Below are 12289 nucleotides of genomic sequence, written 5' to 3' on the forward strand. Positions count from 1 at the left end.
CCCTCAGACCTCGTACGGCTGGACGACGATGAAGTTGCCGGGGGCGCCCCGGAACTGGAGGTTGACGGACTCGCCGCTGTCTCCGGGATAGGCGTTGCGGCGCAGCCGGACCTGGCTGGAGACGATCACCTGGGACGCGGCGGACCAGGCGACGATCGCGTCGCTGTCGGCGAACGTGGTCGGGGTGACCGGCAGGACCACCGGGGCGCCGTGCGTCATCACGACGACGGTGCCGCTGCCCTGGAAGAGCATCGTGAACAGGGCGCCGCCGGGGATGCCGTGCCCCTCGATGCGGCGGACCTCGTACTGGAGCGACTCGTCGAAGGCCAGGACGTGCTCGGCGGAGACGCAGATGCCGTCGCCCTGGAGCTCGATGGGGTGCAGATAGGCGCTCTTCTCGGCGAGGAAGACCTGGCCCCGGCCGGTGCAGCGCATCAACTGCATTTCCTGCCCGGTGGCGTTGCCGACGATCCGGCCGGCGAACCCGGCTCCCTTGTAGCCGAAGTCGACCTTGCCCTGGTACATGACCATGCTGCCCTGGCGGGCCAGGACCGGCTGGCCCCCGGCGCCGAGGTCGACCCGGACCATCTGCTTGTTCTGCGCGGTCCATCGCTGCCCGGTCGGCAGTTCCTTGTACGTCTGCATCGCGGCGTGCAGGCCGCCCCCTTGGGGGGCTCCTTGCGGCTGCCCATAGGGGGCGGGCTGGCCGTAGGGTGCCGGTTGACCGTACGGGGCGGGCGCGCCGGGCGGCGGTGTCTGGCCCGGGATGTGGCCGGGGCCCTGCCCGAACTGCGGCTGCTGCGGAGGCTGTCCGTAGGAAGGCTGCGGCTGACCGTAGGGCGCGGGGGCGGGCGGCGGAACGGTGCCCGGCACCAGGTGCATCGGCGCGGCGATGGTCGGCGCCGCGTGGATCTGCGGACTGGGCGCGGGCGCCGGGGGCGGGGTGGATCCCTGAGGCGGCGGCGCGTAGTGCTGCGGGGCGGCCGGGGCGGGCGCGCCGAAGGAGGGTGCGGGCTGGGGCGCCTGCGCGGGGGCCCCGAACTGCGGTGCGGGCGGGCCGGCTTGGGGCGGCGGGGCGAAGCCGGGCGAGGCACCCTGCGGGCCGGGCTGCTGCGCGACCTCGGGCTCCTCCTCCAGGACCTCACCGCCGAAGTTCTTCAGCAGGGCTTCGAGGCCGCCGTCGAAGCCCTGGCCCACCGCGGCGAAGCGCCAGACGTCCTTCAGGTAGAAGTCGCCCAGCATGACGGCCCGTTCGGTGCTGAACTCCGCGCCCGTGAACGAGTACCGCACCACTTCCTCGCCGCCGGCGACGACCCGGATGTAGCCGGGGCCCACCTGTGACATCTGGCCGGGGCCGTCGAGGGTCGCGGTGAAGGAGAGGCGGTGGACGGTGGCTGGGACGCGGTCGAGGGTGACGCGGAACGACTCGGTGTCGCCGGACTGGGCGCCCAGGAGCTGGATGGACCCCTCGGGGGACTTGGGCTGGTTGAAGAAGACGAAGTAACGGTCGTCGGACAGCTGCTCGTTGGCGTCGAGCCCGAAGCAGCTGATGTCGAAGGTCAGCCCGGGACCGCCGATCTGGACGCCTACGTACAGATCCGTCCCCGCCGTGAGATCACTGACCTTGGCCTTGTGGCCGCGCTGGAATTCCCTGGCCATGCGTACCGACCGTCCCCCATCCCGAGGTGATTGCGTCGCGCCAGGCTAACGGCTGCTTCGGACATTCGACGAAGCCGCTACACATTCGGTACACAACCGCCGACACTCACTCCTCGCGGGCCGCGGGCAGGTGCGGAAGGCGGTCGGCGGCGACCACGCCTTCCAGGTAGCCGCGGGCCCGCTCGGTGCGCGGATAGGCGTCCAGGAGCTGCCAGAAACGGGGGCCGTGGCCGGGCACCAGGAGATGGGCCAGCTCGTGCAGGAGCACATAGTCGACGACGTATTCCGGCATGCCCTGCAACCGGTGCGAGAGGCGGATGCTGCCCTCGGCCGGGGTGCACGAGCCCCAGCGCGTGTTCTGGTTGGTGACCCAGCGCACGGACGCGGGACGGGCGCGGCTGTCGAAGTACTGCTCGGACAGCCGCTCGGCGCGCTCGGTCAGCTCGGCGTCGCCCAGCATGCGCTTGCTCTCCTGCGCGGCCAGTTTGTCGAGCATGACGGTGACCCAGCGCTGCTCCTCGGCCTCGGACATCCGGGCCGGGATCAGCACGATGGTGCGGTCGCCCTCGCGGTAGGCGGAGACCGTCCTGCTGCGCCGGGCGCTGCGGCGGACCTCGACCGCGCTCGTCGCCGCGCCGCGGGGCGGCAGCCTGGACGGGCTGCGCGGCGGGCTTCCGGCACTCTGCAGTGGGTCGGCGGGCACGCCCCGACGTTACCCGCTGTCAGTGGGGGAAGTCCCGCCTCCGGGACGGTTGAGCCATGATCCATCCGCTGGGATGCGGCATTCGAATGACTAATACCCCCCGCCTGTGGACAACTTTTCACGCCTCTCGGCGCGGGCGGGCACTCTGACCTCATGCCGCACGAGGGCCTGCGACCGGGCAGCTTCCCTGGACGTGCGGGTGGCACGACGACGGGGGTTCGACGATGCATCCGATGCTGAAGCCGGCACTGCGCAGGGCGTGGCGGGACCGGGGGACCGTGCAGTTCGGGATCACGCCCGCGCAGGCGGTGGTCTTGTCGCCGGTGGACCCGGCGACGGGCCACTTCCTGGAGTTGCTCGACGGCACGCAGGGCCTGCCGATCCTGTACGAGCGGGCGCGCGCCCTGGACATGACACCTGAGCGGGTGGACGAACTGGTGGCCCGGCTGACCGCGGCCGGCGTGGTGGACGATCCGACGGCGGGGGGCCCGGCCGTCGATGTCCTACGCGGCCGGGCGGGCGCGGCGGAGCGGCTCCGGCCGGATCTGGCGTCGCTCTCCCTCGTCCACCCGCGGCCGGGCGACGCGGTGCGCGCGCTCGCGGCCCGCCGCGCCATACGGGTCCAGGTGCGGGGCGCCGGCCGGGTGGGCGCGACCGTCGCCGCGGTGCTCTCGGGTGCCGGGGTCGGGCGGGTCGATGTCCTGGACGGGGGTCTGGCCCAGCCGGGCGATGTGGCTCCGGGCGGGCTGCCCGAGCGGGCCGTCGGCGAGCGGAGGGCGACGGCCGCGGGCCGGCTGGTGCGGGACGCGGCGCCGGGCGGGCCGCCGCGCCAGGGCCGGGGCGCGGAGCCGGGCGCGCTCCGCCTGATCGTGGTCGCCCCGCGCGAGCCCCTCGATGTGTACGCGCCGAACGAGGCGGACGCCGAGGAGTGGGTCGGCGCCGCAATTCCCCATCTGTACGCGGGAGTTGTGGAGACGAGCGGAGTGGTGGGGCCGCTGGTGCTGCCCGGCGGCACCGGGTGTGCGGGGTGTCTCTCGCTCGGCCGCACCGAGCGCGATCCGGGCTGGCCGCGACTGCTGGCCCAGTGGCGCTCCGGGCGCCAGAGGCGGGCCGCGGCGCCCGCGTGCGATCTGGCGCTGGCCACGGCGGTGGCGGGGCTCGCGGCGGCACACGCGCTGGCGTTCCTCGACGGTGATCTTCCGGAGAGCACCGGCAGCCGCTGGGAGGTCTCGCTGCCCCGGCTCGACTGGCGATCCACCCCGATCGAGCCCCACCGGGACTGCTCCTGCGGGGCGGTCGGGAACACTCGGGGGGAGCGGGCCTCCGCGGCCGTGGGGCCACACGACACAATGGCCGGGTAACGCCTGCGAGGGCGCTGCTGTCTGGGATTTGGAGGGGCGCATGTCTGATCTTCCCCGGAAGGCGGTCACCCGGACCGCCAAGCTGGCCGCGCTGCCACTTGGCTTCGCCGGGCGGGCGACGTGGGGCCTGGGCAAGCGGATCGGCGGCAAGTCCGCGGAACTGGTCGCCCGTGAGCTCCAGCAGCGCACCGCCGAACAGCTTTTCAAGGTCCTGGGCGAGCTCAAGGGCGGCGCGATGAAGTTCGGGCAGGCACTGTCCGTCTTCGAGTCGGCCCTGCCGGAGGAGGTCGCGGGACCCTATCGGGCCGCCCTGACCAAGCTCCAGGAGGCGGCGCCCCCCATGCCCACCCGTACGGTCCACGCCGTGCTGGAGGAGCGCATCGGCGCGGACTGGCGGGAGCTGTTCCTGGAGTTCGATGAGAAGCCGGCCGCGGCCGCCTCGATCGGGCAGGTCCACCGGGCGGTGTGGCACGACGGGCGCGAGGTGGCGGTCAAGGTGCAGTATCCGGGGGCCGGCCAGGCGCTGCTGTCGGATCTGACCCAGCTGAGCCGGTTCGCGCGGCTGCTCGGCCCGCTGATTCCGGGGATGGACATCAAGCCGCTCATCTCCGAGCTGCGCGACCGCGTCTCGGAGGAGCTGGACTACGCCCTGGAGGCGCGGGCCCAGCGGGAGCACGCCGAGGAGTTCGCGGGCGACGCCGATGTGCTGGTCCCCGATGTGGTGCACCAGTGCGACCAGGTCCTGGTGACCGAGTGGATCGAGGGGATACCCCTCTCGGACGTGATCAGGGACGGCACGCCCGAGCAGCGCGACCGGGCCGGGCAGCTGCTGACCCGGTTCCTGTTCTCGGGGCCGGCCAGGACCGGGCTGCTGCACGCCGATCCCCATCCGGGCAACTTCCGGCTGCTGCCGCCCGAGAAGGACGGCGGCCCGTGGCGGCTCGGCGTCCTGGACTTCGGCACGGTGGACCGGTTGCCGGGCGGGCTGCCCGCGACCATCGGCGAGTCCCTGCGGATGACACTGGAGGGCGAGGCCGAGGCGGTCTACGAACTGCTGCGCGGCGAGGGCTTCGTCAAGGACTCGATCGAGCTCGACCCGGACGCGGTCCTCGACTATCTGCTGCCGATCATCGAGCCGGCCCAGGCCGAGGAGTTCACGTTCAGCCGGGGCTGGATGCGCGGGCAGGCGGCCCGGATCGCCGATCCCCGCTCCCCCGCCCACCAGTTGGGCAAGCAGCTCAATCTGCCGCCGTCGTATCTGCTGATACACCGGGTGACGCTGTCCACCATCGGGGTGCTGTGCCAACTGGAGGCGACGGTGCGCATGCGGGACGAGTTGGAGGCCTGGATGCCCGGCTTCCTGGCGGAGGCGCCGTACGAGTCAGAGGGCGAGTCGGCGCCCGAGCCGGAGCCGGCGGCGGTCGAGAAGGCCTGAGGCCGGCCTCGGAGCCGGGGGTGGAACGGCGCTACCACCAGGTGGCGTCGAGCCTGCCTTCGATGGCTCTGATGTTGGCGCGGGCGCAGTCCTCGCAGTAGTAGCGGCCGGTGCCGTTCTCGACCGAGTAGGTCCAGGTCGGCGGTGGGCCCCCGGCCGGGGCCGGGGTTCCGCAGTGGGAGCACACGATGGTTTCGGCCACCGGCCGATTCTGGTCGTCCACCTCGCGACGATACCGCCGCGCTCGGCCCTTCGGGGCCATAACGCACCGCGGGGGCCGGTCCGTTCGGACCGGCCCCCGCTTCTTGTCGCGTACTTCCTGTTGCTTCCTATTGCTTCCTGGTCGTGCCGACCGGGTGCCCGACGTCAGTGCTGAGCGCCAGTGCTGAGTGTCAGTGCGTGAGGTCGCTGCACGAGGTCAGTGCATGACGGCCATGGCGAGGGCACGGCGGGCGCGCATCGACGCGCGCTCGGCGCGCCGCTGCATACGCCGGGCTGCGACCATGCGGACCGCCTGGCGCTCCACCTCGGCTTCTCGCAGTCGCTGATGCATATGCGCACGAGCCATGGCTTCTGGCATGAGTTGCATTTCGAGGGTCCTGTTCTGACGCGACTCGTTCGCGCCGGTGGTGGTGAAGTCTGGGGTCGCGGAGCCGGTGGGCTCGCTCGCGGACGGTGTCATCGGGGCCTGCTTCTGGGGGTCGTTCGTTAGGGGGTGGTCGATGGTTCCCGGGCGGTTCATGCGGCGACCGGGTTCTTGCGCGGGCGGCCACGCGGCCGCTTGCGGGCCACGACCACACCCTGGACGAAGAGCTCCCCGCCCCAGACGCCCCACGGCTCGCGCCGCTCCTTGGCACCCGCGAGGCAGGCGGCCATCAGGGGGCAGGTCCGGCAGAGCGACTTGGCGTACTCGACGTCGGCCGGGGACTCGGCGAAGAAGACCTCCGGGTCGAAGGAACGGCAGGGGACGGGTACGCCGAGGTTCTCGATGGCGTCGTCGAGCGCGGTGAGCGCGGTAAGGGGAGTCAAGGCGGGGTCCTCCGTGAGACCGGACGGGGGGAGAGTCGGGGCGGGCGGTACGGACGGGGCGTGCGCTTCGAGTTGCACGGTGTTTTCTTCCTCGTCTTGTCGGCTGTGTCGGTCCGGCCGGTCGGCCGGGTGTCGGCTGGTACCGAGGCCCCTTCGCTCCGCCCGTCCCGTTCGGGACAAACAGAAGGGCCGCGGATCCCTGGTGGGGTTCCGCGGCCCTGAAGGCGCCTGCCTGATCGCATCAGGCTGGATCGCTCCAGGGTTCGAGCCCACGGAAGGCCCACATCGTGTGGTGCTGGTACTTCTTCGTCTGCTTCTCGGCTCCCGCACCGGTCGCGGCGAGGGCGTGGGCCTGGGCCCGTCCCTTCGCTACTGCTGCTCCCGGCGCCTGAATCGGTCGCTCATTACGCTCATCACGCACGGGGAAGCTCGCCAGGGAGGCCGGCATGACGGCGGAGAGGCCGAGCAGACCGGAGACGCCGGTGGACAGACCGGTGCCCTGGAAGGAAGAGCCGAGCGTGCAGGTGGCGGCGACCGAGCGGTCCGTCACTTTGGTGCTGATGAAGCTGGTGTCGATCTTGATGAAGCTGGCCACTGGTCTCGCCTCCTCTCGGCGTCTCGGGGACTTCGGCCTCGCGGCGTGATCCCATGCGTATGCGGATAAGTACAGCTAAGTACAGCACGGAGACCTGGCTTCGGAGAAGCTCTTGTTTCCGTGGTTAAGAACCTATGGGGATTCCCCTGGCGGGCGCAAACTATTTTTTCGACGAGTTTTCAGGAACCGTCCTCGTCGGCTCCCCCGGGGTCCTCACCTGCGCAGATGGCCAGCACATCGGCGCCGAACCGGTCCAGCTTGCGGGCGCCGACGCCGGAGATCACGGCAAGCTCCGGGCCGCTGGACGGCACGGCCTCCGCGATCGCCATCAGCGTCTTGTCGGTGAAGACGACGTACGGGGGCATGCCCAGCTCCCGCGCCTGGTGCGCGCGCCAGTCCCGGAGCCGCTCGTACAGCGCCTCGTCCATGTCGGAGGGGCAGTCCTCGCAGCGCATCAGCTTCATCTCGCCGGCCTCGGTGAGCGTCTTTCCGCAGACCCGGCACAGCACCGGGCCCCTGCGGGTGCGCTTGCGGGGGGCCGGGCCCCGCTCGATGCCGCCCGCCCCGCCCGCCGCCGCCCGGGCGCGCGAGCCGGAGCCGGGGCGCAGGCCGTCCAGGAAGTGACTGGGGCGGCGGCCGGCCCGGCCGCCCGGGGAGCGCGAAAGCGACCACGAGAGGGCGAGGTGGGCCCGGGCCCGGGTGACGCCGACGTACAGGAGCCGGCGCTCCTCCTCGATCTGCTCGTCCGTCTTGGCGTAGGTGATCGGCAGCATGCCCTCGGTGAGGCCCACCAGGAACACGGCGTCCCACTCCAGGCCCTTGGCCGCGTGCAGCGAGGCTAGGGTGACGCCCTGCACGGTCGGCGCGTGCTGGACCTCCTGCCGGGCGCGGAGCTCGGCCACCAGATCGGACAGCGTCGCGTCCGGCCTGGCCTTCACGTAGTCCTCGGCGAGGCGGACGAACGCGGCCAGCGACTCCCACTTGTCGCGCACCGCGCCGGAGCCCTTGGGGGGCACCGCCGTCCAGCCCTTGGTGCCGAGCACGGCGCGCACCTGCGTCGGCACGTCCACCGCCTCGTCGAGCAGCGAGTCGTTGCGGCCGGCCACGGAAGCGCCGGCGAGCGCGGTCATCGCCTCGCGGACCTCGGGCCGCTCGAAGAACCGCTCGGCGCCGCGCAGCTGGTAGGGCACGTCCAGGTCCGCGAGGGCCTGCTCGTAGATCTCGGACTGGGCGTTGATCCGGTACAGCACCGCGATCTCGCCGGCCGGGACCCCGGAGCGGATGAGGTCGCGGATGCGCCGGGCGACCCCCTCGGCCTCGGCGGGCTCGTCGGCGTACTCCGTATAGAGGGGCTCGGGGCCCGCCGGACGCTGGGAGACCAGCTCCAGGCGGTGCTCGGCGGCGCGGCCCTTGGCCTGGTTGAGCAGTCCGTTGGCGAGGTGGACGACCTGGGGGGTGGAGCGGTAGTCCCGGACCAGTTTGACCACGGTCGCGTTGGCGTGGCGGGTGCGGAAGTCGAGCAAATAATCGGGGGTGGCGCCGGTGAAGGAGTAGATGGTCTGGCTGGCGTCGCCCACCACGCACAGCGTGTCGCGGCCGCCGAGCCACAGGTCGAGCAGCCGCTGCTGGAGCGGGCTGACGTCCTGGTACTCGTCCACCACGAAGTGCTGGTACTGGCTGCGGACCTTCTGCGCGAGGTCGTCCCGGTACTGAAGGATGCCGACCATGAGCAGCAGCACGTCCTCGAAGTCGATCACCCCGCGGTCCTGCTTGAGCTGCTCGTACGTCCGGTAGATCTGCGCGATCTCGGCGGGGCCGCGGGGCGGTTCGCGGTGCGACTTGGCGACGATTCCCGGGTAGTCGTCGGGGACCGTCTGGGTGACCTTGGCCCATTCGATCTCACCGGTCACATCGCGCAGCTCATTGCGGTCCAGGCGCAGCCCGCCGCGGGCTGCGGCCTCGGCGACGAGCTGGACCTTGCGCTCGACGAGCTGGGGCGGCCGGCCGCCGACCGCCGCCGGCCAGAAGAACTGGAGCTGGCGCAGGGCCGCCGAGTGGAAGGTGCGGGCCTGGACGCCGCCGACGCCCAGGTCACGCAGCCGTCCGCGCATCTCGGCGGCCGCCCGGTTGGTGAACGTGAGGGCCAGCACCCCGGCCGGCGGGAAGATGCCCGAGCGCACCCCGTACGCGATCCGGTGGGTGATCGCGCGGGTCTTGCCGGTGCCCGCGCCGGCCAGCACGCACACCGGGCCCCGCATCGCCGTCGCGACCTCGCGCTGCTCGGGGTCGAGCCCGTCGAGCACCGCGTCGGCCGTGTCGGGGACCGGTGGGAAGAGAGTGGAGTGCGTTGCTGATGTCACCCCGCCATGCTGCCAGGTCGCCCGGGGCGGCCGTGCCGCGTTGTCCACAGGGGGCGGCCGCGGTCGTACTAATACGGGGTCGGTCGTGCCCACGAACGGCCGAAAAGGCGCCGGGCGCCCGGCCACCGGGGCGGGACAGCCCGGCGGCGCGCCCCGCCGTGGCGATTCGGTCACATGCGGGGACGGTTGGGGAATGGCGGTCGGCTCCCGTACGTTCCTGTCCCTGCGGAACCGCATTCGGCGGGGCGCGCACGCCAGTCAGCGATACAGAGGAGCGCGAGACACATGCCGGGCACTGTGACGATGTACAGCACCACCTGGTGCGGCTACTGCCAGCGGCTGAAGAAGCAGATGGACCGCGAGGGCATCGCGTACAACGAGGTCAACATCGAGCACGACCCGGCGTCGGCGGCGTTCGTGGAGAAGGCCAACGGCGGCAACCAGACGGTCCCGACCGTGCTCTTCGACGACGGTTCGACCCTCACCAACCCCTCGCTCGCGCAGGTCAAGCAGAAGATCGGCGTCTGAGGCAGACCCCCGAGGCGCGGGCGCCGTGCGCGGCGCCCCGACCCGAGCGGGCCGAGAGGCCCCCGTCCGACCGGGACGGGGGCCTCTCGCATGGCCGGGGGCGGGCGGGCCGGTCGGCCCGGTCCTCAGTGGGTCGGCTTCGGCAGGGGCCTGCCGTACCAGAGCTCGATGAGGCGGGCCGCGATCGAGATGCCGTACGGGGGCAGGACCTCGCCGGACTCGAAGGCGGCGGCCAGGTCCTCGCGGGAGAACCAGCGGGCCTCGTGGATCTCCTCGCCGTCCACGTTGATCTCGGACGAGATGGCCTTGGCCATGAAGCCGAGCATCAGGCTGGACGGGAAGGGCCAGGGCTGGCTCGCGACGTACTCGACCGGGCCGACCGTGACACCGGCCTCCTCGAAGACCTCGCGGCGTACCGACTGCTCGATGGACTCGCCGGGCTCCACGAAGCCCGCCAGGGTGGAGAAGCGGCCCTCGGGCCAGTGCACCTGGCGGCCGAGCAGGGCCCGGTCGTGCTCGTCGGTGACCAGCATGATCACGGCGGGGTCGGTGCGCGGGTAGTGCTCGGCGCCGCAGGCCGGGCAGCGGCGGATGTGGCCGGCCGCGGCGATCACGGTGCGCTCGCCGCAGCGGGAGCAGAAGCGGTGCAGGCGCTGCCAGTTCTCCAGGGCGACGGCGTGCGTCACCAGGCTCGCCTCGCGGGGCGACAGGAGCAGACCGGCCTCGCGCAGCCCGGCGGGGCGCGCCGACTGGTCCATGCGGCCGGGCAGCGCGTCCTTCTGGAGGGCGAAGTAGCTGACGCCGTCCTCGTCGGTGCCCAGGAAGTAGCGGTGGGTCTCGGTGACCGGCGCCTCGAACGCCGGGGTCATGACGAGTTCGGTGCGCCCGTCCTCGCCGTCCGTGCCGCCGGTGGGCTCGTCGATCAGGACCTGGCCGCCGGAGACCACGAAGACCCGGGTCGTCGGGTGGCTCCAGGCGGCGGCCAGCCAGGCCTCGTCGAGGCGGTGGTGGGCCGCCCGGTCGATGCCGCTGGGCTCGGTCAGGCCGATGGGCGAGGAGAGGCCGATCGGCCGGTCCGTGAAGGGTTCACTGCTGGTGGTGCTCACAGGTGCTTCCAACTCCCCCGGGTGGATGGTGTGTTCGGCGTTGTCCGCCGGCCGGCGGCTCGGGCGGGCGGGCGGGCGGGCGGGCGGCTCAGACTGCGGTGGCGGCGAGGTCGCTCCACAGGAGGGCCGTGGTCTCGACGCCCTTGAACAGGAGGTCGAGCTCGACCTTCTCGTTGGGCGCGTGCCAGCCGTCGGAGGGCACCGAGATCCCCAGGAACAGGACGGGTGCGGCCAGCACGTCCTGGAGGTCCGCCGCGGGGCCCGAGCCGCCCTCGCGGGTGAAGCGGACCTTCGTGCCGAAGGCCTGGCTCATGGCCCGCACGACGGACCGGAGCGCGGGGTGGCCGAGCGGGGTGAGACACGGCCGGGTGGCCGCGCTCCAGGTGATCTCGTGCCGGATCCCGGCCGGGAGCTGCGCCGCGACCCAGTCGGTGACGCGCTTCTCGATGTGCTGGGGGTCCTGGCCCGCGACCAGCCGGAAGGACAGCTTCACCATCGCCGACGCGGGGATGATCGTCTTGCCGCCGGGGCCCTGGTAGCCGCCGCCGATGCCGTTGACCTCGGCGGTCGGGCGGGCCCAGATCCGTTCCAGGGTGGAAAACCCGGCCTCGCCGTGGGTCGCCTCCGACCGGGCGGTGCGCAGCCACTCGGCCTCGTCGAAGGGCAGCTCGGCGAAGAGCTCGCGCTCGGCGTCGGTCAGCTCGGCGATGCCGTCGTAGAAGCCGGGGACGGTGACGTGCTGGTCCGCGTCGTGCAGCGCCGCGACCAGGCGGGACACGGCCGTCGCCGGGTTGGGGACGGCGCCGCCGAAGGAACCGGAGTGGATGTCCTGGCCAGGACCGTACAGCTGGATCTCGCACTCGGCGAGGCCGCGCATGCCGGTGCACACGGTGGGGGTGTCCTCGGACCACATGCCGGTGTCGGACACGATCACCGCGTCGGCCGCGAGGCGCTCGGCGTGCTCCTCGACCAGGGCGCGGAAGTGCGGCGAACCGGATTCCTCCTCGCCCTCGATCAGGAGCTTCAGGTTGACGGCGGGAGCGGTGCGGCCGGTGGCGGCGAGGTGGGCGCGCACGCCGAGGGTGTGGAAGAACACCTGGCCCTTGTCGTCGGCGGCGCCCCGCGCGTACATCCGGCCGTCGGTGATCACCGGCTCGAACGGATCGCTGCGCCAGCCGTCCTCACGGGCCGCGGGCTGGACGTCGTGGTGGCCGTAGACCAGGACGGTGGGCGCGCCCGGCTCGCCCGAGGGCCACTCGGCGAAGACGGCGGGGGCCCCGGGGGTCTCCAGGATCTCGACGGTCGGGAACCCGGTCCCTCGCAGCGCGGCGGCGAGCCAGTCGGCGCTGCGGCGCACGTCGGCGTCGTGCTCGGGCTGGGCCGACACGGACGGGATGCGCAGCCACTGTGCGAGGTCGTCGAGGAAGGCGGCACGGTGCTGCTCGATGTACGTGCGCACCGCCGCGGTGGCGGTCTGGACGGCGCTGTCCGGGGTCTCGCTCATGCCCTTGAG

Annotated in this window: 12 protein-coding genes; 3 read left to right on the plus strand and 9 right to left on the minus strand. The window is 72.4% G+C overall.

All coding sequences use genetic code 11. The features are described from left to right. Positions 1 to 3 precede the first annotated feature (3 nt). Together N4G70_RS19275 and N4G70_RS19280 are read right to left on the minus strand one after the other, a co-directional pair. The gene (locus N4G70_RS19275; protein ID WP_261713902.1) at positions 4 to 1659 is read right to left on the minus strand and encodes a TerD family protein; all 1656 of its coding nucleotides are present in this window, start codon (positions 1657 to 1659) and stop codon (positions 4 to 6) included. Positions 1660 to 1765: 106 nt separating this feature from the next. After that, positions 1766 to 2362 carry a M48 family metallopeptidase gene (locus N4G70_RS19280; RefSeq protein ID WP_261713903.1) on the minus strand — a complete coding sequence of 199 codons (597 nt, stop codon included), beginning with the start codon at positions 2360 to 2362 and terminating at the stop codon, positions 1766 to 1768. 224 nt (positions 2363 to 2586) lie between these two features. Between N4G70_RS19280 and N4G70_RS19285 the strand changes: the two genes are divergently transcribed. Then, complete coding sequence (locus N4G70_RS19285; RefSeq protein ID WP_261713904.1) at positions 2587 to 3723, plus strand: TOMM precursor leader peptide-binding protein; 1137 nt, start codon at positions 2587 to 2589, stop codon at positions 3721 to 3723. A gap of 40 nt (positions 3724 to 3763) precedes the next feature. Continuing rightward, on the plus strand, positions 3764 to 5158 hold the full coding sequence (locus tag N4G70_RS19290; protein ID WP_261713905.1) for an AarF/ABC1/UbiB kinase family protein: 1395 nt from the start codon (positions 3764 to 3766) through the stop codon (positions 5156 to 5158). A gap of 31 nt (positions 5159 to 5189) precedes the next feature. Here N4G70_RS19290 and N4G70_RS19295 read toward each other — a convergent pair whose 3' ends face one another. The 5 genes from N4G70_RS19295 to N4G70_RS19315 all read right to left on the minus strand — a co-directional run bounded on the left by N4G70_RS19295 (position 5190) and on the right by N4G70_RS19315 (position 9142). Continuing rightward, positions 5190 to 5381: a hypothetical protein gene (locus N4G70_RS19295; RefSeq protein WP_261713906.1), complete on the minus strand. Its 192-nt coding sequence runs from the start codon at positions 5379 to 5381 to the stop codon at positions 5190 to 5192. Positions 5382 to 5576: 195 nt separating this feature from the next. Continuing rightward, on the minus strand, positions 5577 to 5900 hold the full coding sequence (locus N4G70_RS19300; protein ID WP_261713907.1) for a hypothetical protein: 324 nt from the start codon (positions 5898 to 5900) through the stop codon (positions 5577 to 5579). Next, positions 5897 to 6265, minus strand: a complete 369-nt coding sequence (locus tag N4G70_RS19305) for a WhiB family transcriptional regulator (RefSeq protein WP_261713908.1) — start codon at positions 6263 to 6265, stop codon at positions 5897 to 5899. Before N4G70_RS19305 ends, N4G70_RS19300 begins: the two co-directional genes overlap by 4 nt. 163 nt (positions 6266 to 6428) lie before the next feature. Beyond that, a complete protein-coding gene (locus N4G70_RS19310; RefSeq protein WP_261713909.1) occupies positions 6429 to 6782 on the minus strand; it encodes a hypothetical protein in 354 nt (117 codons plus the stop codon). A gap of 179 nt (positions 6783 to 6961) precedes the next feature. Then, positions 6962 to 9142 (minus strand): ATP-dependent DNA helicase UvrD2, encoded by a 2181-nt coding sequence (locus N4G70_RS19315; RefSeq protein WP_261713910.1) that lies wholly within the window; start codon positions 9140 to 9142, stop codon positions 6962 to 6964. Positions 9143 to 9427: 285 nt separating this feature from the next. On the opposite strand from N4G70_RS19315, the gene N4G70_RS19320 reads away from it, so the two are divergent. Further along, positions 9428 to 9670, plus strand: coding sequence for a mycoredoxin (locus N4G70_RS19320; RefSeq protein WP_261713911.1), 243 nt, complete (start codon positions 9428 to 9430; stop codon positions 9668 to 9670). Positions 9671 to 9795: 125 nt separating this feature from the next. Here the strand turns inward: N4G70_RS19320 and nudC are convergent, their stop codons facing one another. Together nudC and N4G70_RS19330 are read right to left on the minus strand one after the other, a co-directional pair. Continuing rightward, positions 9796 to 10776, minus strand: a complete 981-nt coding sequence (nudC, locus tag N4G70_RS19325; protein WP_261713912.1) for an NAD(+) diphosphatase — start codon at positions 10774 to 10776, stop codon at positions 9796 to 9798. An 88-nt stretch (positions 10777 to 10864) separates the two neighbouring features. Further along, complete coding sequence (locus tag N4G70_RS19330; protein WP_261713913.1) at positions 10865 to 12280, minus strand: dipeptidase; 1416 nt, start codon at positions 12278 to 12280, stop codon at positions 10865 to 10867. Positions 12281 to 12289: the final 9 nt, after the last annotated feature.

Source organism: Streptomyces sp. ASQP_92, from assembly GCF_025399895.1.
GTDB lineage: Bacteria > Actinomycetota > Actinomycetes > Streptomycetales > Streptomycetaceae > Streptomyces.

What these genes read in the sequence shown, in the direction of transcription:
- N4G70_RS19275 (WP_261713902.1), bottom strand. Translation starts at nt 1,659, where the DNA reads ATGGCCAGGGAATTCCAGCGCGGCCACAAGGCCAAGGTCAGTGATCTC.
- N4G70_RS19285 (WP_261713904.1), top strand. Translation starts at nt 2,587, where the DNA reads ATGCATCCGATGCTGAAGCCGGCACTGCGCAGGGCGTGGCGGGACCGG.
- N4G70_RS19290 (WP_261713905.1), top strand. Translation starts at nt 3,764, where the DNA reads ATGTCTGATCTTCCCCGGAAGGCGGTCACCCGGACCGCCAAGCTGGCC.
- N4G70_RS19300 (WP_261713907.1), bottom strand. Translation starts at nt 5,900, where the DNA reads ATGAACCGCCCGGGAACCATCGACCACCCCCTAACGAACGACCCCCAG.
- N4G70_RS19320 (WP_261713911.1), top strand. Translation starts at nt 9,428, where the DNA reads ATGCCGGGCACTGTGACGATGTACAGCACCACCTGGTGCGGCTACTGC.
- N4G70_RS19330 (WP_261713913.1), bottom strand. Translation starts at nt 12,280, where the DNA reads ATGAGCGAGACCCCGGACAGCGCCGTCCAGACCGCCACCGCGGCGGTG.